The 21,093-nt window shown below is 69.5% G+C and carries 21 protein-coding genes and 1 pseudogene; 12 read left to right on the top strand and 10 right to left on the bottom strand.

Going from position 1 to position 21,093, the window contains the following annotated elements; all coding sequences use genetic code 11:
• Positions 1–6: 6 nt before the first annotated feature.
• Positions 7–948, top strand: coding sequence for a bifunctional riboflavin kinase/FAD synthetase (locus ACODSY_RS16445; protein ID WP_488952846.1), 942 nt, complete (start codon positions 7–9; stop codon positions 946–948).
• On the opposite strand, the gene ACODSY_RS16440 is transcribed toward ACODSY_RS16445, so the two are convergent.
• The 4 genes from ACODSY_RS16440 to ACODSY_RS16425 all read right to left on the bottom strand — a co-directional run bounded on the left by ACODSY_RS16440 (position 945) and on the right by ACODSY_RS16425 (position 2,602).
• Positions 945–1,790, bottom strand: coding sequence for a cyanophycinase (locus ACODSY_RS16440; protein ID WP_488952845.1), 846 nt, complete (start codon positions 1,788–1,790; stop codon positions 945–947). The genes ACODSY_RS16445 and ACODSY_RS16440 overlap by 4 nt on opposite strands.
• A 76-nt stretch (positions 1,791–1,866) precedes the next feature.
• Positions 1,867–2,124, bottom strand: coding sequence for a hypothetical protein (locus ACODSY_RS16435; protein WP_488952844.1), 258 nt, complete (start codon positions 2,122–2,124; stop codon positions 1,867–1,869).
• Between the two features lie 8 nt (positions 2,125–2,132).
• Positions 2,133–2,339, bottom strand: coding sequence for a hypothetical protein (locus ACODSY_RS16430; protein ID WP_488952843.1), 207 nt, complete (start codon positions 2,337–2,339; stop codon positions 2,133–2,135).
• A 53-nt stretch (positions 2,340–2,392) separates the two neighbouring features.
• Positions 2,393–2,602 (bottom strand): cold-shock protein, encoded by a 210-nt coding sequence (locus tag ACODSY_RS16425; RefSeq protein ID WP_488952842.1) that lies wholly within the window; start codon positions 2,600–2,602, stop codon positions 2,393–2,395.
• Positions 2,603–2,987: 385 nt separating this feature from the next.
• Between ACODSY_RS16425 and ileS the strand changes: the two genes are divergently transcribed.
• The 3 genes from ileS (at position 2,988) to ACODSY_RS16410 (ending at position 7,007) form a co-directional block, all read left to right on the top strand.
• Positions 2,988–5,894, top strand: coding sequence for an isoleucine--tRNA ligase (gene ileS / locus ACODSY_RS16420; protein ID WP_488952841.1), 2,907 nt, complete (start codon positions 2,988–2,990; stop codon positions 5,892–5,894).
• Complete coding sequence (gene lspA / locus ACODSY_RS16415; RefSeq protein WP_488952840.1) at positions 5,891–6,376, top strand: signal peptidase II; 486 nt, start codon at positions 5,891–5,893, stop codon at positions 6,374–6,376. Before ileS ends, lspA begins: the two co-directional genes overlap by 4 nt.
• A 73-nt stretch (positions 6,377–6,449) precedes the next feature.
• Complete coding sequence (locus ACODSY_RS16410; RefSeq protein ID WP_488952839.1) at positions 6,450–7,007, top strand: DUF3035 domain-containing protein; 558 nt, start codon at positions 6,450–6,452, stop codon at positions 7,005–7,007.
• Positions 7,008–7,177: 170 nt separating this feature from the next.
• Here the strand turns inward: ACODSY_RS16410 and ACODSY_RS16405 are convergent, their stop codons facing one another.
• Positions 7,178–8,137: a TraB/GumN family protein gene (locus ACODSY_RS16405; RefSeq protein WP_488952838.1), complete on the bottom strand. Its 960-nt coding sequence runs from the start codon at positions 8,135–8,137 to the stop codon at positions 7,178–7,180.
• 48 nt (positions 8,138–8,185) lie between these two features.
• Between ACODSY_RS16405 and mutL the strand changes: the two genes are divergently transcribed.
• Together mutL and ACODSY_RS16395 are read left to right on the top strand one after the other, a co-directional pair.
• The gene (mutL, locus tag ACODSY_RS16400; protein WP_488952837.1) at positions 8,186–10,024 is read left to right on the top strand and encodes a DNA mismatch repair endonuclease MutL; all 1,839 of its coding nucleotides are present in this window, start codon (positions 8,186–8,188) and stop codon (positions 10,022–10,024) included.
• Between the two features lie 90 nt (positions 10,025–10,114).
• Positions 10,115–11,935, top strand: a complete 1,821-nt coding sequence (locus ACODSY_RS16395) for a PAS domain-containing sensor histidine kinase (protein ID WP_488952836.1) — start codon at positions 10,115–10,117, stop codon at positions 11,933–11,935.
• A gap of 9 nt (positions 11,936–11,944) precedes the next feature.
• Here ACODSY_RS16395 and ACODSY_RS16390 read toward each other — a convergent pair whose 3' ends face one another.
• A complete protein-coding gene (locus tag ACODSY_RS16390) occupies positions 11,945–12,718 on the bottom strand; it encodes a MerR family transcriptional regulator (RefSeq protein WP_488952835.1) in 774 nt (257 codons plus the stop codon).
• A 103-nt stretch (positions 12,719–12,821) separates the two neighbouring features.
• Between ACODSY_RS16390 and ACODSY_RS16385 the strand changes: the two genes are divergently transcribed.
• Positions 12,822–13,229: a VOC family protein gene (locus ACODSY_RS16385; RefSeq protein WP_488952834.1), complete on the top strand. Its 408-nt coding sequence runs from the start codon at positions 12,822–12,824 to the stop codon at positions 13,227–13,229.
• A gap of 18 nt (positions 13,230–13,247) precedes the next feature.
• Here ACODSY_RS16385 and ACODSY_RS16380 read toward each other — a convergent pair whose 3' ends face one another.
• Positions 13,248–14,831: an ATP-binding protein gene (locus ACODSY_RS16380; protein WP_488952833.1), complete on the bottom strand. Its 1,584-nt coding sequence runs from the start codon at positions 14,829–14,831 to the stop codon at positions 13,248–13,250.
• Between the two features lie 113 nt (positions 14,832–14,944).
• Positions 14,945–15,559, bottom strand: coding sequence for a 16S rRNA (guanine(966)-N(2))-methyltransferase RsmD (gene rsmD / locus ACODSY_RS16375; RefSeq protein ID WP_488952832.1), 615 nt, complete (start codon positions 15,557–15,559; stop codon positions 14,945–14,947).
• Between the two features lie 35 nt (positions 15,560–15,594).
• Between rsmD and ACODSY_RS16370 the strand changes: the two are divergent.
• Positions 15,595–16,299 (top strand): annotated as a pseudogene (locus ACODSY_RS16370) (enoyl-CoA hydratase/isomerase family protein); the annotation flags it as partial.
• Here the strand turns inward: ACODSY_RS16370 and ACODSY_RS16365 are convergent.
• Complete coding sequence (locus tag ACODSY_RS16365) at positions 16,256–17,476, bottom strand: pseudouridine synthase (RefSeq protein ID WP_488952831.1); 1,221 nt, start codon at positions 17,474–17,476, stop codon at positions 16,256–16,258. The pseudogene ACODSY_RS16370 and the gene ACODSY_RS16365 overlap by 44 nt on opposite strands.
• Before the next feature lie 12 nt (positions 17,477–17,488).
• Here ACODSY_RS16365 and tadA point away from each other — a divergent pair, with 12 nt between their 5' ends.
• The 4 genes from tadA (at position 17,489) to ACODSY_RS16345 (ending at position 20,454) form a co-directional block, all read left to right on the top strand.
• A complete protein-coding gene (gene tadA / locus ACODSY_RS16360) occupies positions 17,489–17,929 on the top strand; it encodes a tRNA adenosine(34) deaminase TadA (RefSeq protein ID WP_488952830.1) in 441 nt (146 codons plus the stop codon).
• Positions 17,926–19,215 (top strand): DUF6265 family protein, encoded by a 1,290-nt coding sequence (locus ACODSY_RS16355; RefSeq protein WP_488952829.1) that lies wholly within the window; start codon positions 17,926–17,928, stop codon positions 19,213–19,215. The genes tadA and ACODSY_RS16355 overlap by 4 nt, the downstream gene beginning before the upstream one ends.
• Positions 19,216–19,311: 96 nt before the next feature.
• Positions 19,312–19,485 (top strand): hypothetical protein, encoded by a 174-nt coding sequence (locus ACODSY_RS16350; RefSeq protein ID WP_488952828.1) that lies wholly within the window; start codon positions 19,312–19,314, stop codon positions 19,483–19,485.
• Between the two features lie 66 nt (positions 19,486–19,551).
• Positions 19,552–20,454: an SDR family NAD(P)-dependent oxidoreductase gene (locus tag ACODSY_RS16345; RefSeq protein WP_488952827.1), complete on the top strand. Its 903-nt coding sequence runs from the start codon at positions 19,552–19,554 to the stop codon at positions 20,452–20,454.
• Here ACODSY_RS16345 and ACODSY_RS16340 read toward each other — a convergent pair.
• Complete coding sequence (locus ACODSY_RS16340) at positions 20,451–21,035, bottom strand: GNAT family N-acetyltransferase (RefSeq protein ID WP_488952826.1); 585 nt, start codon at positions 21,033–21,035, stop codon at positions 20,451–20,453. The two genes, ACODSY_RS16345 and ACODSY_RS16340, sit on opposite strands and share 4 nt — an antisense overlap.
• Positions 21,036–21,093 lie beyond the last annotated feature (58 nt).

Raw genomic sequence — 21,093 nt, 5'->3', positions numbered from 1 at the left:
GGATGCATGAAGCGCATCCGGGTCATTCGCGGTTGGAAGGATCTGTCTGAGAGCGACCGCGGCGCAGCCGTGGCCATGGGCAGTTTCGATGGCGTCCATCTCGGCCACCAGCAGGTGATCGAACTGGCCGCCCGCGCCGCGAACGACCTGGGCGCGCCCCTGGGCGTGATCACCTTCGACCCGCATCCGCGCGTCTACTTCCGGCCCGACGAACCGGCCTTCCGGCTGATGAAGACCGACCAGCAGGCGCGCGCGCTCGAAAAGCTGAACGTCGACATGCTGTACGTCCTGCCGCTGGAGGCCGAGCTGGCGGAGATGACCGACCGCGAGTTCGCCACGCGGGTGCTGCACCAGGGCCTGGGCGCGCGGCACGTGGCCGTCGGCTTCGACAACTCGTTCGGCAAGGGCCGCACGGGCACGCCGGACACCATGCGGGCCTATGGCCGGGAAATGGGCTTCGGCGTCAGCGTCGCCGAGCCCGTCGGCGACCTGGACGGCGACAAGTTCTCATCCACCGCGGTGCGCGCGGCCCTGCGCGACGGCCGGCCCGAGGAGGCCGCGGAGATCCTGGGCCGCCCGTTCGCCATCGAGGGGCCGGTCCAGCGCGGCCGCCAGCTCGGGCGCAAGCTGGGCTTCCCCACCGCCAATGTGGATCTCGCGGACTATGTGACGCCGAGGTTCGGGGTCTACGCCACGCGCACGCGCCTGTCTGACGGCCGCGAGTTCGCCGGCGTGGCCAACATCGGCGTGAACCCGACGGTCCAGGGCGTGACGCGCCCCTTGCTCGAGGTCTGGCTGTTTGACTTCGACGAGGACATCTACGACCGGGTCATCGAGACCGACCTGGTCGCCTTCCTCCGCCCCGAGGAGAAGTTCGAAAGCCTTGAGGTCATGACCGAGCAGGTCATGAAGGACGCCGAGCGGGCGAAGCGGCTTCTGGAGGCCTAGCGGCCGTCAGCGTTCGTCGCTGGCGCCAGCCGCCCCAGGTCGAAGCGGTCGCCAGCCTTCAGCAGGTAGTAGTGTCCGCCGTTCGGCTGTTCCTTGCCGTCGTGGATGAAGACATGGCCCACGCCCAGCACGCCGAAGCGGTCGCGCGTCACCTCGATCGCCGTCGACTGGTCGATGCCTATCCCCAGGAGGTCGGGGTGCTTCGCCACCACCGCGTCGAGGTCGCTCTCGCGCCCACGGGCCGTGACATGCTGGTCGATGGCGACGCCGGTCATCAGGCCGAAGCCCTGCTCGTAGCCGGGCGCCATCATGATCTCGTTTCCCGATCGCGCGCCACGGACGAGATACGACGCCTGGATCGAGGCGCCGGCCGAGGTGCCGCCGATCACCCCGCCACGGGCCAGCACCTTCCGAATCTCGGCCTCGGTGCGGCTGCCCGCGTAGGAATCCACCAGCCGCCACTGACGTCCGCCGACGAACCAGACCGCGGTCGCCGTCTTGAGCGGCGCCGCGAAGGCCTCGGTGTCAGCCTGGGCCTTGTCGCGCGTGTGCAGGACGGTGAGGTTGGTCGCGCCCAACTCCTGGAACATCTTCAGGCAGGCGCAGTTGGGACCGTAGGCGGCGTCCTCGCCGGCCGTGGGGATCACCACGATCTTCGCCTTGGGACCGCCCGCGAGCGCGATGAACCGGCCCACGATCTCGGGGCCCAGCTTGCCTCCGCCCGCGATGATCAGCGTGCCCGTCTCAGGTCCGCTGACCTTGGGCGCCGCGATGGCGGCCGGCGCCATCCCCGACAAGAGCGCGATGGCGAGGGAAATCAGGGCGGATAGGCGAACGCGCATCAGCGGCTCCACAGGTGAGTCCGTACACCTGTAGACCGCGCAATATTCCGGGAAATTTCAGTCGCCCGTCAGGCCTCTAGCGGGCGACGGTGATGTCCTTGATCAGCGCCTGGACGGTGGGCTTGCCGCCAGCGTTCCAGACCGCCTTCAGATAGGCCAGGGTCCGCGCCGCCGCGTCGTCCTGTCTCCAGTCGCAGCCATGGAACTGGCAGTTCTGGAACACGGGCGTCCCGCCACCCGAATAGACCAGGCGGCAGTCGCGGAATTCGCAGTCGGAGAAGGTCTCACCATCGAGCGTGACGGTCTCGTGGTTGTACTGGACGCCGCTCGGCATGGGTCTTCTCAGGCTTCTTCGGTGGTGAGTTCGGCGATGGGCCGGTAGGTGGCCGCGCAGATCGCCTCCAGGTGGCCGCGGATGGAGCGCGGGGCCAGGAGGGCGTCCACAGCCCGGCAGCCGTCGGCCTTCAGCCGCTCTTTCAGCTTCGCGAAGCTCGGAGCCTGCCCCGAGCGGGCCAGCGCATAGGCGCGTTCAATGGTCGATGTGGTCATGATCTTGCCGGATGACCCGGCCAAGCTTGAGCTCGGCCGGGTCCCCTTTTTCCTTAGACGGCTTGCAGTTGGCCGGCGGACATCTTGCCGCTGCGGCGGTCTTGCTCGAGCTCGAACGAGACCTTCTGGCCTTCGTTCAGCGAGCCCAGGCCGGCGCGCTCGACGGCCGAGATGTGCACGAAGACGTCGGCGCCGCCGTCGTCGGGTTGGATGAAGCCGAAGCCCTTGGTGGGGTTGAACCACTTCACGGTGCCGATGGTCATGTTCTATCGCTTTCGTAGGTAAATCGTGGCGGCCGCCACGCGACGGTCCGCATCAACTATCGGAATTGATTTTTGGAAGTCCGGGCTCGATCCGAAGAAGAAGCGTGGAGAGCTACCGAACCAAATCGATATTCGACGGGCGGAAGATATCAGATTGTCACACAAATAGCGAGGCCAATCACGCCGGAAGCCCTGCGGCGAACCGCCGGGCGCCCCGGCGGGGATGACGCCCGGCGCCGCGTCTGTTAGAGCCACCGCCATGTTTTCGGTTCGGACGAGCCTGCGAATTACCCGCCCGGCGTGACGCCGCCGGACGAAGCCGTTCCAGCGCGCGCCGGGTACCAACCCCGCACCTCGTAAAACCCGGACCAGCCTGGAAAGTCTTATGGCCGACGACGCCGAAAAGCCCGCACGCGACTATCGCGAGACCGTCTTCCTTCCCGATACGCCCTTCCCCATGCGCGCAGGCCTGCCGCAGAAGGAGCCGCAGATCCTGGCGAAGTGGGCCGAGCTCGACCTCTACAATGCCATCCGCGCCGAACGTCAGCGCGCCGGCGCGCCGCTGTTCGTGCTTCACGACGGCCCGCCCTATGCCAACGGCGCGATCCACATCGGCCACGCGCTGCAGAAGACCCTGAAGGATTTCGTGGTCCGCTCGCGCTTCCTGCTGGGCGCCGACGTCGACTACGTCCCCGGCTGGGACTGCCACGGCCTGCCGATCGAGTGGAAGATCGAGGAGGAGCTTCGCGGCCAGGGTCGCCGCAAGGACGAGGTTTCCAAGGCCGAGTTCCGCACCCGCTGCCGCGAGTACGCCAGCCACTGGATCGACGTGCAGCGCGAGGGCTTCAAGCGCCTGGGTGTCCTGGGCGACTGGGAGAACCGCTACGCCACCATGGACTACGGCTCGGAGGCCGCCATCGTGGCGGAGTTCCACAAGTTCGTGGCGTCGGGCCAGCTTTACCGCGGCTCGAAGCCGGTGATGTGGAGCCCGGTCGAGCGCACCGCGCTCGCCGACGCGGAGGTCGAGTACCACGACCATGTCAGCCCCACGATCTGGGTGAAGTTCCCGGTGGTGGAAGGCAGCGACGCGGCGCGCGGCGCCTCGGTGGTGATCTGGACCACCACGCCCTGGACCATCCCGGCCAACCGCGCGATCAGCTACAGCGACGCGATCGACTACGCCGTCTATCAGGTCGAGGCCATGGAAGAGGGCCTGGAGTTCGAGCCCTGGGCCAGGCCGGGCGACCGCCTGATCGTCGCCGAAAAGCTGTCCGGCGACGTCTTCAAGGCCGCCAAGATCGCCAAGGCCCGCCGCGTCGAGAAGGTCGATTGCCAGGGCATGGTCTGCGAGCACCCGCTGGCGGCGCTCGACACCCACTACGCCTTCCAGGTGCCGCTGCTCGCGGGGGACCACGTCACCGACGATGCCGGCACGGGCTTCGTCCACACCGCGCCGGGCCACGGGGCCGACGACTACCTGGTCTGGCTGGCGCACGGCCACCGCGAGATCCCCGAGACCGTCGACCCGGACGGCGCTTACTACCCGCACGTGGCCCTCTTCGCCGGCCTCAAGGTGCTGGAGACCGAGGGCAAGAAGGCCGGCAAGTTCGGCCCGGCCAACGGCGCGGTCATGGAGAAGCTGATCGAGGCCGGCCGCCTGCTGGCGCGCGGGCGGATGGAACACAGCTATCCGCACTCGTGGCGCTCCAAGGCGCCGGTGATCTTCCGCAACACGCCGCAGTGGTTCATCCGCATGGACGAGCCGGTGAAGACGCCGCAGCTGGGGGGGCGCACTCTGCGCGAAGCGGCGCTGGAGGCCATCGAGGCCACCACCTTCCACCCAGCCGGCGGCAAGAACCGCATCCGCTCGATGGTCGAGAGCCGCCCCGACTGGCTGATCAGCCGCCAGCGGGCCTGGGGCGCGCCGCTGGCCATGTTCGTCGACAAGGAGACGAACCAGCCGCTGCACGATCCCGAGGTCGACAAGCGCATCGTCGACGCCATCCGCGCCGAGGGCGCCGACGCCTGGTTCAACCGCCCGGTCACCGACTTCCTGGGTCAGCACGATCCCGACCGCTATGAGAAGATCGAGGACATCCTCGACGTCTGGTTCGATAGCGGCTCGACCCACGCCTTCACGCTGGAGAACCGCGCGCACACCCGCTGGCCCGCCGACCTTTACCTCGAAGGCTCGGACCAGCACCGAGGCTGGTTCCAGTCGTCCCTGCTGGAAAGTTCGGGCACTCGCGGTCGCGCGCCCTACGACGCCATTCTCACCCACGGCTTCACCATGGATGAGAACGGCGAGAAGATGTCCAAGTCCAAGGGCAACACCGTCGATCCCGAGGTGGTGATCCGCGAGAGCGGCGCCGAGATCATCCGGCTGTGGGCCGCCATGATCGACTACGCCGACGACAGCCGGATCGGGAAGACGATCCTGCAGACCACGTCCGACGCCTATCGCAAGCTGCGCAACACGGTGCGCTACATGCTTGGCGCCCTGGCCGATTTCACGCCCGACGAGGCGGTGGAGCTGGGCGAGATGCCGCCGCTGGAGCGCTTCATCCTGCACCGCCTCCACGAGCTGGATGGCGAGGTTCGCGCCGCCTACGACGCCTATCTGTTCCAGGACGTGATCCGCCCGGTGCTGGACTTCTGCCAGAACGAGCTTTCGTCGCTGTTCTTCGACGTGCGACGCGACAGCCTCTACTGCGACCAGCCCTCGTCGCCGACCCGCCGCGCCGCGCGCACGGTGATGGACGCGGTGTTCGAGCGCCTCACCGCGTGGCTGTCGCCGCTGATCCCCTTCACCATGGAGGAGGCCTGGGCGACCCGGTATCCCGACGCTCACTCCAACAGCATGCGGGTGATCCCGGAGACGCCGGCGGAGTGGCGCAACGACGCCGAAGCCGCCCGCTGGGCCAAGGTGCAGTTGGTGACCTCGGTGGTCACGGGCGCACTGGAGGTGGAGCGCCGCGAGAAGCGCATGGGCGCGGCCCTGGAGGCCGCTCCGAAGGTCCACGTGGCTGACGCCGAGCTGTTCGCCGCCTTCGACGGCCTGGACCCCGCTGAGGTGTTCCGCACCAGCCAGGCGACATTGGTCGCCGGCGAAGGCCCAGGCTTCAAGCTGCCGGAAGTCCCCGGCGTCTCGGTCGAGCCGCTCAAGGCCGAGGGCCGGAAATGCGCCCGGTCCTGGCGGATCCTGCCCGAGGTCGGCTCCGACCCACGCTACCCCGACCTGTCGCTCCGCGACGCCGAGGCCGTGGCGGCCTGGGACGCGGCCCGCGCATGAGGGTGACGAAGAACGGGTGGACGGCCTACGCGATCGCGCTGGCCGTCGTTATCCTCGACCAGCTCTCCAAGTACTGGATCCTGGGCGTCCTGCGGCTTCCCGAGCAGCAGTCGCACGAGGTGCTCTGGCCGCTGCAGTTCACCCGCATCTGGAACGAGGGGGTCAGCTTCGGCCTGTTCCAGGCGCAACACGACATCGTGCGCTGGGGGCTCGTCGCCTTCTCGGTGGGCGTCGCCGTCCTGCTGACGGCCTGGGCGCGCAGCCAGGGACGCCTGCTACCGGCGCTGGGCCTGGGTCTGGTGATCGGCGGCGCCATCGGCAACGCCATCGACCGCGCGCGCTTCGGCGCCGTGGTCGACTTCATCGACGTCCAGCGCCTGGGCTTCTTCCCCTGGATCTTCAACGTGGCCGACAGCGGCATCACCATCGGCGTGATCCTGCTGCTGCTCGACAGCCTCCGCCCGCAGCGCCCTGCCGCATAGCGTTGGCTGGCGGAAGCGATTAGGGTATCTCCTCACCATTCCGGCCGGGGGGCCGAAGGAGTCTTCTAGGTACATGAGCTTCAACCGAGTGATCGTGGCGACCGCCCTGGTCGCGGCCGCGGGCCTCGCCGGCTGCCAGTCGACCCAGAAGGCCCTGGGCATGTCCAAGGTGACCCCCGACGAGTTCCGTATCGTCACCAAGGCCCCGCTGGTCGTTCCGCCCGACTACGCCCTGCGCCCGCCGGCGCCCGGTGAGCCGCGCCCGCAGGAACTGCAGCCCGAGAGCGCTGCCCGCAACGCCCTGCTGGGCCAGCGCGAGGCCGAGCAGCGTTCCGACGGCGAGAAGCTGTTGGTGGCCAAGGCCGGCGCCGAAAAGGCCGACCCGCTGGTCCGCTACGTCGTCGACGACGAGTTCGGCGACATCGCGCACAAGGAAAAGAGCTTCGCCGACCGGGTGATGTTCTGGAAGAAGGACGAGCCCGCGGCCCCGGCCCAGACCGCCGCCCTCGACGGCTCCAACGCGCCCATCGATCCGGCCGCCGAACAGGACCGCGTCGCCAAGCTGACCGGCAACAAGCCGATCATCATCCAGCGCGAGGCCAAGTCCAAGATCAAGCTTCCGGGGCTGTAGGCCGCTCCGCGGCTTGAACCACGAAAGACACGAAAGGGCCGCGCCCTTCTTCCGAGCCTCCGTGCAAGCGGGGGCTCAGTCGTTTCGGCTGTCCGCAAGCCTTTGAGACATGTCCCTCGCGGCCTGCCAGAACCGGGGGCTTTTCGTGTTTTTCGTGTCTTTCGTGGTTCCTACTCTTCGCCCGGCGTCTTCACGGTGAACCCCTGGGCCCGCAGCCGCTCCAGCACGCCGTTCTGCGCAAGCAGGGGCCGGAGCGGCACCAGCGCGATCGCGTGCCCGGGCGTCTTCAGCGCATTGGCGATCGCCGCCGCTTCGTCGGCCTTGGTCCGCTCGTCGTAGGTCCGTCCGCCGGTGATCACGGCCAGGCAGCGCTCGTAGGTCCGCTCATTCTGCAGCGCGCCCTCGACATCGCCGGCCGCCCAGGCCCGCGCGGCCGCGAGGGTGGCGCCCGGCCCGGCCTCGGCCTGGGCCAGCACCTCGTCGAAGCAGACCCGCCCGGTTTGCGCCGGCGTGCGAATGATCCCGCCCAGCTGCGGCCCGAGGTCGTAGCTCTTCTCGATCACATTCACGCCCTTCCGCTGCGCCAGCAGGCGCACCAGCTTGGCCGGGTCCATGTTGGTGAGCTGGGAACGGTCGCGGTAATCGATGGCCAGCTGCACGCCCGCGGCCAACGGATTCGAGGTGTTGTAGTGCTTGGCGTCCCGACCCAGCCGAGTCCGCACGGCCACGAACCGCGCCCGCGTGCCGGCGTCCAACCGCTCCTCGAAGGGCCCGCCGGACTTCAGGCGCATCAGGTTGAACGCCGTGCCGATCGAGCCGCCGACCTTGGCGCGCACATTGACGAAGGGCAGGATGACGACGTTCGCGCCTTCAAGACGCCTCTCGAAGATCGCGCGATCCCACTCCATTCGCTTGGGGGCCAAGGACGGCACGCCCAGGACGTAGACCGTCGTGTCGGCGTCCGACACGCGCCACCAGGCCGGCCCGGGCAGGCGGCCGTGGACCACCAGTTCCTCGACCAGCGTGGCGTCGGGGTCGTCGATCACCGGATTGAGCGGAACCTGCGCCGACGCGGGCAAGGCGAGGCAGAGGCCGAAAACCGCGGCCAGGGGAGCAAGGCGTTTCAGCACGGGCGGATCCCTCCTCGGAATCGTACTATGTAGGAAGGCTCAGCCGTCATGCCGATCCACCGTCTCCCGCCCGAACTGATCAACCGCATCGCCGCCGGCGAGGTGGTGGAGCGCCCCGCCAGCGCGGTCAAGGAGCTGGTCGAGAACGCGCTGGACGCCGGCGCCTCCGAGATCCAGGTCCAGGCGGACGGCGGGGGCCTCTCGCGCATCCTCGTGGCCGATGACGGCCAAGGTTTGGCGCCCGACCAGTTGCCCCTGGCGGTCGAGCGCCACGCGACCTCCAAGCTCGCACCGGGCGAGGACGGCGACTACGACCTGCTGCGCATCGCCACCTTGGGCTTCCGCGGCGAAGCCCTGCCTTCGATCGGCTCGGTGGCGCGCCTGTCGATCACCAGCCGGGCGAAGGGGCTGGCCGACGCCCACGCGATCTTCGTGGAGGGCGGCGCGGTGGGCGCGGTGGCCCCCGCCGGCTTCCCCGGCCCGCACGGCGCCCGCGTTGAAGTCCGCGACCTCTTCTACGCCACGCCCGCGCGCCTGAAGTTCATGAAGTCCGAGCGCTCGGAAAGCCAGGCGATCACCGAGGAGCTGAAGCGCCAGGCCATGGCCCATGAGGCCGTCGGCTTCGCCCTCGATATCGACGGCCGCCGCGCGCTACGCCTACCGGCGGAGGCGCCCGGCGACGAGGGCCGCCTCGCCCGCCTGGGCGCGGTCATGGGCCGCGAATTCTCGGACAACGCCCTGCTCATCGACCATGAGCGCGAGGGCGTACGCCTCTCTGGCTACGCCGGCCTGCCCACCTACAACCGGGGCAACGCGGCGCACCAGTACCTGTTCGTCAACGGCCGCCCCGTGCGCGACCGCCTGCTGCAGGGCGCCCTGCGCGGCGCCTACGCCGACTTCCTGGCCCGCGACCGCCACCCCGCCTGCGCGCTCTACATCGAGCTCGACCCGACCCTGGTCGACGTCAACGTCCACCCCGCCAAGGCCGAGGTGCGCTTCCGCGACCCCGCCCTGGTGCGCGGGCTGATCGTCAGCGGCCTGCGCCATTCGCTGGCCGCCGCCGGCCACCGCGCCTCGACCACCGTGGCCGCCGCGGCCCTGGGTGGCTTCCGGCCCCAGTCCTACCCGCCGCCCCGGCCCTCGGGCGCAGGCTTCTCGGCTTGGAACGCCGGCGGCTGGCAGGCCGGGGTCGCGGCGGTGCAGTCGATCCCCGGGCTGTCCGAAATCTCCGCCCGCGCCGAGGCCCCGCCGGAAGGCTACGGGGTCGCCGAGCCGTCTGCGCCCGCCCCGGTCTTCGATCCCGTCGACTATCCTCTGGGCGCCGCCCGGGCCCAGGTGCACGAGACCTATATCGTCGCCCAGACCCGCGACGGCGTGGTCATCGTCGACCAGCACGCCGCCCACGAGCGCCTGGTTTACGAGCGGATGAAGGGCGAGCTCGCGGAGGGCGGCGTGGCCCGCCAGGCCCTGCTGCTGCCCGAGGTGGTCGAGTTGGACCCGGCCGAGGCCGAGCGCGTCGCCGCCCGCGCCGAGGAGCTGGCCGCCCTCGGCCTGATGATCGAGAGCTTCGGCCCTGGCGCGATTCTCGTCCGCGAAGTTCCGGCCCTGCTGGGCGAGACCGACGCCGCCGGCCTGATCCGCGACATCGCCGACGACCTGGCCGAGAACGGCCAGGCCTTGGCGCTGAAGGAACGCCTGGAGGAGGTCTGCTCCACCATGGCCTGCCACGGCTCGGTCCGCGCCGGCCGACGGCTGACGGCGCCCGAGATGAACGCGTTGCTGCGCCAGATGGAGGCCACGCCCCACTCCGGCCAGTGCAACCATGGCCGCCCCACCTACGTGGAACTCAAGCTCGCCGACATCGAGCGGCTGTTCGGCCGCCGCTGACGCCTTGCGACGTTTGCGCGGATTGTCGCGCCGCTCAGCGCCTTTACTATAAGGCCCGCAACAGGGATCCCGGCCGCGTCGGGGGCGCAGATGAACCTTCCCCGAGGTAGCTTCGGAACTGGGCGCTTCGCCGGCGACGGCTTTTTCCGCAGCGCCCTCGAGAGCAGCCCCGACTGCGTCAAGATCCTGGACCTGGCCGGCCACATCCAGTTCGTGAACCACAACGGCGTCGTGCTCATGGAGGCTGAAGACTCCGCGAGCCTCCTGGGCGTCGAATGGCTGTCCCTGTGGGGCGAGGCTGAACGACCCGCCATCGCCGCGGCCCTGCAGCTGGCCGCCGCGGGCGACACCCAGCGCGTGACGGCGCCGGCCCGCACCTTCCAGGGCACGCTTCGCTACTTCGACAACGTCATCGGAACGCTTCGCGACGACACCGGCGCGCCAGTGGCGCTCATGGTCACGTCTCGCGACGTCACTGACCTCGAGGCGGCGCGGCGTTCGGCGGAAGAGCGCGAGCGGCAGGCCGAGCTGCAGGCGGCGATCTTGCGGTCCGCAAATGAGGTCGCCCGGCTCGGCGGTTGGCACGGCGATTTCCGAACCGGCCTGCTGACCCGCTCCGAGGAATGCGTCCGCATGATGTGCGGGGGTCCCCCGGTGCAAACCATGCAGGAGGCGCTCGAGATCTACGATCCCGAGGATCGGCCACGCGTGGCGGAGCTCATGTCGAGGGTTCGTGGCCCGGGCGAACGCACCCGCTACGAGGCGCCGTTCACGCGATATGACGGTACGCGCGGCTGGCTCCGGGTCTTCGGGGAAGCCGAATACGAGGGCGACGTCTGCGTCGGCGTCCGCGGGGCGGCCATCGACATTTCGGACGAGAAGGCCGCCGAAGAGACCATCAAGCACGGCGAGCAGCGGCTGGTGCTCGCGCTGAAGCTGGCCGGGATGCACGTCTACGAGCTCGACTTCGAACGGCGCATCCTGACCCACCACGGTTCCGACGACGCCCTGCTCGACGGCGACCTCACCTTCGACACTCTCTGGCCGCACCTGGAGATGATCGTCCATCCGTCCGATCGCGAGGCGGTGGAGGCGCAGTGGGGCGCGGCGCTGGCGAGCGGCGCCTCGTTCAGTTCGGAGTTCCGCATCGACCGGGCCGATGGGCGGGAGCTCTGGGTCTTCGCGGTGGCTGAGATCACTCTGGATGCGACCGGGGAACCGCGCCGCGTGATCGGCGCGCTGGTGGACATCACGGATCGCAAGCGCGGCGAGTTGCGGACGCTGGAGACGATGGCGCAGATGCGAGAGCACGAGACGCGCCAGAAGCTGCTGCTCGACGAGCTGAACCATCGCGTCAAGAACACTCTGGCGGCCGTGCAATCCGTGGCCGTCCAGACCCTGCGCGACCAGGACGACATGGCGCAGGCGCGCGAGCTGTTCATCGAGCGTCTGCTGGCCCTGTCCTCCACGCACAACCTGCTGGTCCGCCGGGCCTGGGAAAACGCCTGCCTGCATGAACTCGCGGAGACGACCCTCAAGCCTTACGGCCGTCCCTACGCGCTCACCGGGGTGGATCTGCAGCTCGATCCAAATTTCGCTGTCAGCCTGGGGATGGCGCTGCACGAACTGGCGACCAACGCCCTGAAGCACGGCGCCTGGCGGGGCGCTGGGCGGGTCGACCTAAGCCTCCGCGAAGCGGAGGGGGGCGAGGTCTCGATCGTCTGGCGCGAAGCCGGCGGCGGAGCGGTCACCCCGCCGACCCGCCGCGGCTTCGGCTCTCGCCTCCTGGAACGAGGCGTCGCTCGCGAGCTGGGCGGCCGTGTGACGCTCGACTTCGCCCCCGGCGGTCTGGTCTGCACCATCCGCGTCCCCCAGAGCGAAAGGCTCAGGGTCGTGCGCGGCGAGGACTGAGGCCAGGCGTCAGGACAGAGCCCGTATCGCGAACGCCCGCATCGCCACCTGCAGGTATTCGGTCATCCCCGCCGCCTGCGCCTCGTAGCGCGCACGGAAGTCCGGATGCTCGCCATACAGCGTCGCGAGGTTCTCGTAGGCGACGCGGCTCACGGGCATAGGCCACTGCCGAGCGATCCAGTCGCGGTGTCGGGCGGTCAGCGCCTGCACCGCCTCGCCGTCCGCCGGCAGCCCCGAGGTCAGCGCCTTCAGGAAACTGGCCTCGATCTCGGCGATCTCGGCCTGGGCGGCGTCGAAGTCGGCCTGCTTCCAGCCCTTCTGGACGTCCTTCACCGCATCGATCGACCTGCGGATCTCGGGCCCGTAGCGGTCGACCAGCCACGCCTCCTGCTTCGCCTGCTTCTCGGGGTCGAACCCCCGGTACATCGCCTTTTCGTCCATCGTCTTCGCTCCTTCGAGGGCGGCGAGGGTCTCGTCGATGGTGCGCACGAGGCGGCGCGTGCGCTTCGCCTCGGTTGCTAGCCGCTGTCGTTGCGCCTTCAGCGCCGCGACCCGGTCGAAGTCTGGCGCGTCCAGCACCCGCCCGATCTCTTCCAGTGGGAAGCCGAGCTCCCGATGGAACAGGATCTGCTGCAGGCGCAGGAGCTCGTCCTGGCCGTAGTAGCGATAGCCGTTGACGCCCACGTCGGCCGGTTTGAGCAGCCCGATCTCGTCGTAGTGGTGCAGCGTCCGGACGCTCACGCCCGACAACTTCGCCACCTCGCTGACCGTATAGCCCCGCACCGTTCGTCGATTCCCTCTGCCGATGGCCGGATCAGTCAGGTCTCACGCCGCGTTAGGGTCAACTCCCCCCAGATGAAGCTGCCAAGCGAGACGGAGCAAACCGATGGAACTCCACACCGGCCGGCTGATCGACCACGTGCACCTGCGGACCCGCGACCTTTCGGCGACCAGCCGCTTCTACGGCGCCATCTTAGACGTCCTTGGCATCCCCTACGTGGCGGACGATACCCATTTCCAGGCTGACGAGCTGTGGATCGACGTGGGCGGCCAGCCCACCCACGTGCACCTGGCCTTCCAGGCCAAGGACCGCGCCATGGTCGAGGCGGCCTACAAGGCCGCCATCGCCGCCGGCGGCAAGGACAATGGCCCGCCCGGCGAGCGCGACTACCATCCCGGCTACTACGGCGGCTTCTTCCTGGACCCCGACGGCAACAACATCGAGGCCGTCTTCCACGGCGCCGCCGACCGCTCGGCCGACAGCGTGACGATCAGCTTCGAAATGCCTAAGTAGCCGCCTTCCCGCCGGGGGTTAGGCGGCTACCGCCTCGGCGCCGCCGCGGTCGACCTGCAGCACGGCGCTCATAGCGGCCAGCAGGCGCTCGGGCTTGATCGGCTTCTCGACGACGCCGTTCATACCGCACAGGCGGTAGAAGGCGGCATCCGACGGGTCGGCGTTGGCCGTCAGCGCCAGGATCGGCGCCTGCGAGGCGGGGCCGCCGCCCGAGCGGATCCGGCGCGTGGCCTCGACCCCGTCGATCCCCGGCATCTTGATGTCCATCAACACCAGGTCGAAGCGGCCGCTGGTCACCGCGACGACCGCGTCCTCGCCGTTATCGACCGCCTCGCTGGAGCAGCCGAACATCTCGCACAGGGTCTGGGCGACCAGCCGGTTGGTGGCGTTGTCGTCGACGATCAGGACGTGGACCGCCTCGCCGGCCTCCACCGTCTCGGGAACCGGCGCCTCGGCCTCCGGCGCCGGCAGCCGGTGCAGCGGCAGTTGGAAGGCCAGTTCCGCGCCAAGCGCCCGCGGCCGCGCGGCGATGGTCCCGTTCATGCGCTCGACGATCTGGCGGCAGACGGCCAGGCCCAGGCCCGCGCCGCCTTGGCGCACACCCTCCTCGGTCTGCTGGAACGGCGCGAAGATGGCCTCCAGCCGATCCTCCGGAATGCCGGGGCCGGTGTCGGTCACCACGCCCGACAGGCGCGCGTACTCGCCATCGACACTGGCGGTCAGCTGCACGTCGACATGACCTTCCTGAGTGAACTTCAGCGCATTGCCCACAAGATTGTTGAGGACCTGGCGCAACCGAAGGGCGTCGGCCAGCACCCACAGATCGACCGGCCCCTCATAGGCCGCCCGCACCTCCAGCCCCTTCAGCTCGGCCTGGGCGTTCCACAGCCCGGCCACGTCCTCCAGGATCCGTGAGGCCTGCAGCGGCGCCTCGTCGAGGCCCAGGCCCGCCGCCTCGGCGCGCGACAGGTCCAGGGCGTCGTTCAGCAGCCGCAGCAGGGCGCCGCCGGATTCCAGGATGGTGTCGATGAACGGCGTCAGGTCCGGCTGCCGCGACTTGCGCTTCACGATCTCGGCCACCGCCAGCACCCCGTTCAGCGGCGTGCGGATCTCGTGGCTCATCACGGCCAGGAAGCGGCCCTTGGTGGCGGCGGCCTCGTTGGCTTCCCAGGCCAGGCGGCTCATGGTTTCGGCATGGGTGCTGGCGGCGGCGGCCGAGGCCTGCAGCAGCGCCAGCGCGGTGCCGACGCCCGCGTACTTGCCGCCGCAGGTGACGATGAACCCGTGCAGCAGCTCGGACGGCCGCTCGGCCAGCACGCTGCCGAAAAACTCTTCCAGCGTCACGTCGCCGTCGGCCACCACCGGGTCGCGCTTCATCATGTGGGACGCGGGCCGCTTGGACCACAGCGCATAGCCGTGCTGCGCGGCCATCAGCACCAGGAAGGCGTTCCGCTCGACCAGCCCAACCGGCGCGCCGTCCTCTTCGACCACCGCGATGGCCAGGGTGTCCGGCTCTTCCTGGAAACGCTGATAGACCTCGGCGCCCGGCGTGTGCGGCGACACGGGCGGGATATGCGGCGCGATGTCGAGCAGCAGCGTCATGCCGGCCTCCGGAAACAACCGGCGCCACTGATCGCCGATCACCCCTAACGAGGCGTTGGAAATACAGTGTTCAACCGAGAAGTTTTTGCGAAGATTTTATGACGATCAAAGTTCTATTGATGTTTCAGGAAATGAACTCTCGCCGCCCCGTAATCGCGCACGCCGACCGATGTAAAACCCAGGGTTTCGGGCGCCGGCTCGGCGACGCCGCGTTCGAACACAACCAGCGCCCCGGGAACCAGCCAGCCGCCAGCCGCCAACCGCTCCAGCGCCTCCTCGCCCAGGCCCTTGGCGTAGGGCGGGTCCAGGAAGGCGAGGTCGAACGCCGGCCCGTCCGCGCCCGGTCGCACGCCCAGATCCGTCGCGCTCCGGCGGTGCACCCGCGTGCGTCCGAACAATCCCATGGCGTCCACGTTCTCGCGGATCGCGCCGCGCGCCGCCTCGTCGGTCTCCACGAACAGGCAGAAGGCCGCGCCCCGCGACAGGGCCTCGAACCCCAGGGCGCCCGAGCCCGCGAACAGGTCGATCACCCGCCGGTCCCGCACGCCGTCCGACCAGGGGGCGTGCTCCAGGATGTTGAAGATCGCCTGCCGGGCGCGGTCGGAGGTCGGCCGCGTGGCCTCGCCCTTGGGCGCGATCAGCGCCTTGCCGCGGAATTCCCCTGAGACGATGCGCAAAGCCCGGCGCTCCTTGTCGGTCCGATCCTCCCGATCCAAGCTTTCCGCCAAGAAAGCAAGAGAACGCCAATGCAAGGGAGAGCGTGATGGGCCTGGTGAAGGTGGAACGGCGCGGCGGGACCGCGGTGATGACCTATGCGAACCCGCCGCTGGGCACGATGACCGCCGCGGGGTCGCAGGAGATGCTGGAGGCCTTCCGCCCACTCGCCGCCGACCCGGCCGTGCGCAGCGTGATCGTCACCGGCGGCCTCCCCGACATCTTCATACGCCACTACGATGTGGGCGAGCTCTCCGACATGAGCGAGGCCACCTACGACGCGCCCCCGCCTGCGCCGCCCACCGAGCCCGCAGGCCGGCCGAAGCAGGGCTTCCTAGCCCTGGTCGACGAAATCTTTGAAGCCCCGAAGCCGGTGGTGGCCGCGATCAATGGCCTCTGCATGGGCGGCGGCTTCGAGCTCAGCCTGGCTTGCGACCTGCGGATCGCCTCGCCGAACGTCGCCGCCATCGGCCTGCCCGAGACCCGCGTCGGCATCTTCCCGGGCGGCGGCGGCACCCAGCGGCTGCCGCGCGTGGTGGGCGAGGCAAAGGCGCTGGAGATCATCCTGCGCGGCCTGACGTTCACGGGCGACGAGTCCCACGCCATCGGCATGGTCCACGAACTGGCCGACGATCCGCTGGCCCGGGCGCTCGAGATCGCGGCCGAGTGGGAAACGCGCGGCGCGGACGGGATCGCCTACGCCAAGCGCCTCACCCGCGCGGCCCTCGACCGCCCGATCTGGGAGGGCCTGGCCGACGAGCGCCGGAGCTTCCAGGCCGTGATGCGGACGGCCTCGGCCCGCGAGGGCCTGCGCCGGGGGCGGCCCCCCGCGTCAATCCAGTCGCTGTAGCCTTGTCGATGATGCCCGGCCGCGTGGGCGCCTTGATCGGCTTGCCGGGCTTCGCACCCGTGGGCGGCCGCGGCTTGGCGCCTGGCTTCGGCTTGGGATGCGGACTGACCTTGGCCTTGGGCCGGGCCCAGCCGGCTTTGTAGGCAGGCTTCTCCTTCGGCCCGCGCACCGGCGGGGCGGCGAGGTCGGCGGCGGCCTTGGCCTCCTCCTGCGCCCGACGCGTGGCGGTCTTCCTCGGCGACCGGTATTGCGGCCGCTCGCCAGTCGGCAGGTTGGCCGGATCGATGTGCTCGGCGAACTGCTCGCGCACGACTCGCGGCCCGACCTCCTCCAGCTCGCCGACCCCCAGCGTTCCAAGCGCCAGCGGCCCATAGGCCAGTCGGATCAGCCGGTTCACCTTCAGGCCGATCGATTCCAGCACCTTTCGGACCTCGCGGTTCTTGCCCTCGTGCAGGGTGACCGTCAGCCAGAGGTTCGCGCCCTGAGGCCCTTCCTTGGCCTTATCCAACCGGGCTTCGATGGGGCCGTAGCGGACGCCGTCGACGGTCACGCCCCGCTGCAGGGTGTCCAGCTTCTCCTGGGTCGTGCGGCCATGCGCGCGGGCGCGGTAGCGGCGCACGATCCCGGTCGTCGGCATTTCCAGGGCGCGGGCCAGCTCGCCATCGTTGGTGAGCAGCAACAGGCCCTCGGAGTTGATGTCCAGGCGCCCCACCGAGATCAGCCGCGGCAGGCCATCCGGCAGCGCCTTGAACACCGTCGGCCGCCCATTCGGGTCCTTGTGCGTCGTCACCAGCCCCACGGGCTTGTGGTAGCGGAAGAGGCGCGCCGGCTCGGGCTCGCCCACGACCTCCCCGTCGACGGTGACGATGTCGCCCGGCTCCACCTTCACGCCGGGCGTGTCGAGGGTGCGGCCGTTGATCGCCACCCGGCCCTCGCCGATCAGGCGCTCGACGTCACGGCGCGAGCCGACGCCGGCGCGGGCCAGAAGCTTGGCGACGCGTTCGCCGCTTTCAGGGCCGCCATCGGAGTCGTGGGCTTGACCCGGATCATCGGGCTGGGGTCGTAGTGGATCGTGGACCATGATCATCGGACAATGCGCATCGCGCTCGAAGCCGCGCAAGCCGCAGCCTTGGCGGGCGAGACTCCGGTGGGCGCCGTGATCGTCGATCCGGCGTCCGGCGAGGTGATCGCCGTCGGCTCCAACCGGCCCATCGGCGCGCATGATCCCACCGCCCACGCCGAGATCGTCGCCCTTCGCGCGGCGGCGCAGAAGCTCGGCAATTACCGTCTCACCGACCTCACCCTGTATGTGACCCTCGAACCCTGCGCCATGTGCGCCGGAGCCATCAGCCACGCCCGCATCGGCCGTGTCGTATTCGGCGCCGAGGACCCCAAGGGCGGCGCCGTCGTGAACGGCCCCCGCTTCTTCGAACAGCCCACCTGCCACTGGCGGCCCCAAGTCGAGGGCGGGGTGCTGTCTCAGGAGGCCGGCGACCTGCTGCGCGGCTTCTTCCGCGCGCGGCGCAAGGCGTGAGATACGAGGAGTTCGCACCACCCGCGGCGCTCGCGCCCTATGTCCACTGCCTTTGGGTCTTCGAGGGCCAGGACGCCGGGGAGCCGCAGCGGATCGCGCCGGATGGCCGGTGCGAGCTGATCCTGCACTGGCGCGCGCCCTATCTCGAGCGCGCCGCCGAGGCCTGGACGCCCCAGCCCCGCGCCCTGTTCGCCGGCCAACTCACCCGCCCGCTCCACATACTGGCGCGGGAGCCGGCGGGCGTGGTCGGCGTCCGGTTCCGCACCGCGGGCGCCGCGCCCTTCCTGCAGAGCCAGGTCAACCCTTTCACCGACCGCCGCCTCGCTCTGAGCGGCGCACCCGACCTCGCCACCCTTCCCGACGAAGCGGCCCGCCTGGAGGCCGTCGCGGCCTATGTCGCCGACCGGGTGGACGCGCGCTTCCACGACCCCCGTGTCGTCCAGGCCGCCGCCCTGCTGCGCGCCAACGAGGGACGCGTTCCGCTGGACGAACTCGCCTCCAAGGTCGAGCTGTCGCCCCGCATGCTGCAGCGGCGGTTCGTGGAGGCCGTCGGCGTGCCGCCGCGGACGCTGGCCTCGATCATCCGCTTCCGCCGCGTGTTCGAGGCGCTGAAGGCGCCGGAGGTGACGAGCTGGACCGACGCGGCCCAGGCCTCCGGCTATTTCGACCATCCCCAGTTGTCGCGAGATTTCCGCCGCTTTCTCGGCTGCACGCCCAGCGAATTCGTGGCCGCCGAACCGGGGCCTCGCCGTTCACCTTGTCGCCGGTTGACGCGATCATACAAGCCGCGGCGCCGGCCTGCGGTTAAGCCTGCCGTTTCGGAGGAACCGCCCATGCGCTTCGCGATCGCCCTGCTATGGCTGACCGCCTCCGCAGCCCACGCCTCGTCGGCCGACGAGGTTGCCAGGTTGAGCTGGATGGCCGGCGCCTGGATCCAGGAAGCGGACGGGGTGGTCACGCGCGAGACCTGGCTGCCGCCCTTGGACGGGGCCATGGCCGGCGTGGGCCAGACCAGCCGACCCGGCCGCCCCGCCCAGGTGGAACATATGACGATCACAGTCGAGGCCGCCGGCCCGACCTTCACCGCCATCCTGCCCGGCGAGCCGCCGACAGCCTTCGTTCTGCGGCCTGGGCCGGACGGGGAAGCCGTCTTCGAGAACAAGGCTCACGACTTCCCGCAACGCGTGATCTACCGCCGCTGCGGCGACGATCTGTGCGCGCGGATCGAGGGCGTCGTGAAAGGCCAGGAGGCGTCCCGTAGCTGGCGCTATCGCCGCCTGCGTTGACTTTTTTCGTTAACGCTACCGAGGGCGAAGTGGTTAACTTCAAAGAATTTTCGATCTGAACGAAACCGCATGCCCGAGGCTTGCGTATCTCCCGGCATGACCTGGGAAGCCTATTGCAAAGAAGAGGCCCGCGAGTGCGAAAAGCTCGCCCGCGTGGCGCAGGGTGAAGCCCGCAAGGACTGGGCCGAGGCCGCGCGCCAGTGGCGGATGCAGCTGCAGCAACTCTCGCGCTCGGAGAAGACGCGCGCGTCGCAGCGCCAGCGGCCCTGATCGCCTCTTGGCGCCCCGTCGCCGGAGTCCGATGATCCTTCCAAACAACGGTATGGGAGGAAGGCCATGGGATTGCTCGACGGCAAGGTCGCCATAATCACCGGCGCCGGCAACGGCCTGGGCGAGGCCTATGCGAAACTGTTCGCCAGAGAGGGCGCCGCGGTCGTCGTGAACGACCTGGGCGGGCCCCGCGACGGCTCCGGTGCGGGTTCGGTCTCCGCCGCCCAGAAGGTGGGGGACGAGATCGTAGCCGCGGGCGGCCGCGCCGTGGCCAACGGCGACGACGTCTCCACGCTTCAAGGGGGCGAGAACATCCTCAAGACGGCGCTGGACGCCTTCGGCCAGGTGGACATCCTGGTCTGCAACGCCGGCATCCTGCGCGACAAGACCTTCGCCAATACGTCGGAAGAGGACTGGGACAAGGTGATCAAGGTCCACCTCAAGGGGACCTACTGCTGCGCACTGCCGGTCTGGAAACACATGAAGGACCACGGTGGCGGCTCGATGGTGCTGACCTCGTCCACGTCTGGCCTCTACGGTAACTTCGGCCAGACCAACTACGGCGCCGCCAAGGCCGGCATCTACGGCATGGTCCGGGTGATGTCGATCGAAGGCCGCAAGTACAACATCCGGGTCATGGGCCTGGCCCCCGGCGCCTACACCCGCATGACCTCCGACCTGCCCGGCCGCATCGGCCAGGAGCCCGATCCGCTCAGCCTGCCCGAGAACGTAGCGCCCGGCGTGCTGTTCATGGTCTCGGACCTGGCCGCCGACCACTCGGGCAAGATCCTCGGCGTCTCTTCGCGCGGCGTGCGCGAGATCAAGATGCTCGAGACCGAGGGCTTCCAGCCAGGCCGGCCCTATACGGCGGAAGAGGTGGCCGCGAACGCCGACAAGGTCTTCTTCCCCACTCCGGAATCGCGGCGCGTGGCGGAAGTCCGCATGGTGCAGCCCAAGGCGCCCGCCTAGGCGAAGCCTTCGATACGAGCGTCCAACCGATCCCGGACCGCCGGCCATTCCTCGGCCAGGATCGAGAAATGCACCGTGTCCCGGATCCGCCCGGTCCAGGTCACCTTGTCGTGGCGCAGGATGCCTTCCTGCACCGCGCCAAGCTTCAGCACGGCCGCCCGCGACCGGGCGTTGATCGCGTCCACCCGGAACTGCACCCGCTCGGCCCCGCACTCGAACGCGTGCGCGAGCAGCAGGCGCTTGGCCGACGGATTCACCTCGCGCCCGCGCATCGTCGGGTCGTAATAGGTGGAGCCGATCTCGACGGTGTTATTGAGCTGGTCCACGTCCAGGTAGTTGCTCATGCCGCGACAGACGCCGTCGACGATCACCGCATTCGGGAAGGTCCTGCCCGCGGCGGCCTCGGCCTGCATCCGCGCCCAGTGGAAGTCGAAATGTTCGCCCAGCATCGACAGGATGTAGAGGTCGCGCCACAGCGCCGGGTCGGCCGCGCAGGCGGCCCGAAGCTCTTCCTTGTGGCGGTCGGCCAGGGGCTCCAGCCGCACGAAGCGGTTCTCCAGCGGCTTGTGTTCGAGCTTCATGGGACCTCCGGCCGATCAGGGGTGACCCGTTTGCGGCCGATCGGTCTGGCTGGAAACG

It is taken from the genome of Phenylobacterium sp. FG114 (genome assembly GCF_057809855.1).
Note: the sequence above shows the minus strand (reverse complement) of the source record. Positions and strands in the feature narration are given on the sequence as shown.

Excerpts from the sequence above, each read along its gene's own strand:
- ACODSY_RS16380 (WP_488952833.1), bottom strand. The coding sequence starts at position 14,831 with ATGACGCTGCTGCTCGACATCGCGCCGCATATCCCGCCCGTGTCGCCG.
- ACODSY_RS16350 (WP_488952828.1), top strand. The coding sequence starts at position 19,312 with ATGACCTGGGAAGCCTATTGCAAAGAAGAGGCCCGCGAGTGCGAAAAG.
- tadA (WP_488952830.1), top strand. The coding sequence starts at position 17,489 with ATGCGCATCGCGCTCGAAGCCGCGCAAGCCGCAGCCTTGGCGGGCGAG.
- ACODSY_RS16395 (WP_488952836.1), top strand. The coding sequence starts at position 10,115 with ATGAACCTTCCCCGAGGTAGCTTCGGAACTGGGCGCTTCGCCGGCGAC.
- ACODSY_RS16425 (WP_488952842.1), bottom strand. The coding sequence starts at position 2,602 with ATGACCATCGGCACCGTGAAGTGGTTCAACCCCACCAAGGGCTTCGGC.
- mutL (WP_488952837.1), top strand. The coding sequence starts at position 8,186 with ATGCCGATCCACCGTCTCCCGCCCGAACTGATCAACCGCATCGCCGCC.
- ACODSY_RS16340 (WP_488952826.1), bottom strand. The coding sequence starts at position 21,035 with ATGAAGCTCGAACACAAGCCGCTGGAGAACCGCTTCGTGCGGCTGGAG.
- ACODSY_RS16445 (WP_488952846.1), top strand. The coding sequence starts at position 7 with ATGAAGCGCATCCGGGTCATTCGCGGTTGGAAGGATCTGTCTGAGAGC.
- ACODSY_RS16365 (WP_488952831.1), bottom strand. The coding sequence starts at position 17,476 with ATGGTCCACGATCCACTACGACCCCAGCCCGATGATCCGGGTCAAGCC.
- ACODSY_RS16440 (WP_488952845.1), bottom strand. The coding sequence starts at position 1,790 with ATGCGCGTTCGCCTATCCGCCCTGATTTCCCTCGCCATCGCGCTCTTG.
- ACODSY_RS16345 (WP_488952827.1), top strand. The coding sequence starts at position 19,552 with ATGGGATTGCTCGACGGCAAGGTCGCCATAATCACCGGCGCCGGCAAC.
- lspA (WP_488952840.1), top strand. The coding sequence starts at position 5,891 with ATGAGGGTGACGAAGAACGGGTGGACGGCCTACGCGATCGCGCTGGCC.
- ACODSY_RS16430 (WP_488952843.1), bottom strand. The coding sequence starts at position 2,339 with ATGACCACATCGACCATTGAACGCGCCTATGCGCTGGCCCGCTCGGGG.
- ACODSY_RS16435 (WP_488952844.1), bottom strand. The coding sequence starts at position 2,124 with ATGCCGAGCGGCGTCCAGTACAACCACGAGACCGTCACGCTCGATGGT.
- ACODSY_RS16410 (WP_488952839.1), top strand. The coding sequence starts at position 6,450 with ATGAGCTTCAACCGAGTGATCGTGGCGACCGCCCTGGTCGCGGCCGCG.
- ileS (WP_488952841.1), top strand. The coding sequence starts at position 2,988 with ATGGCCGACGACGCCGAAAAGCCCGCACGCGACTATCGCGAGACCGTC.
- ACODSY_RS16385 (WP_488952834.1), top strand. The coding sequence starts at position 12,822 with ATGGAACTCCACACCGGCCGGCTGATCGACCACGTGCACCTGCGGACC.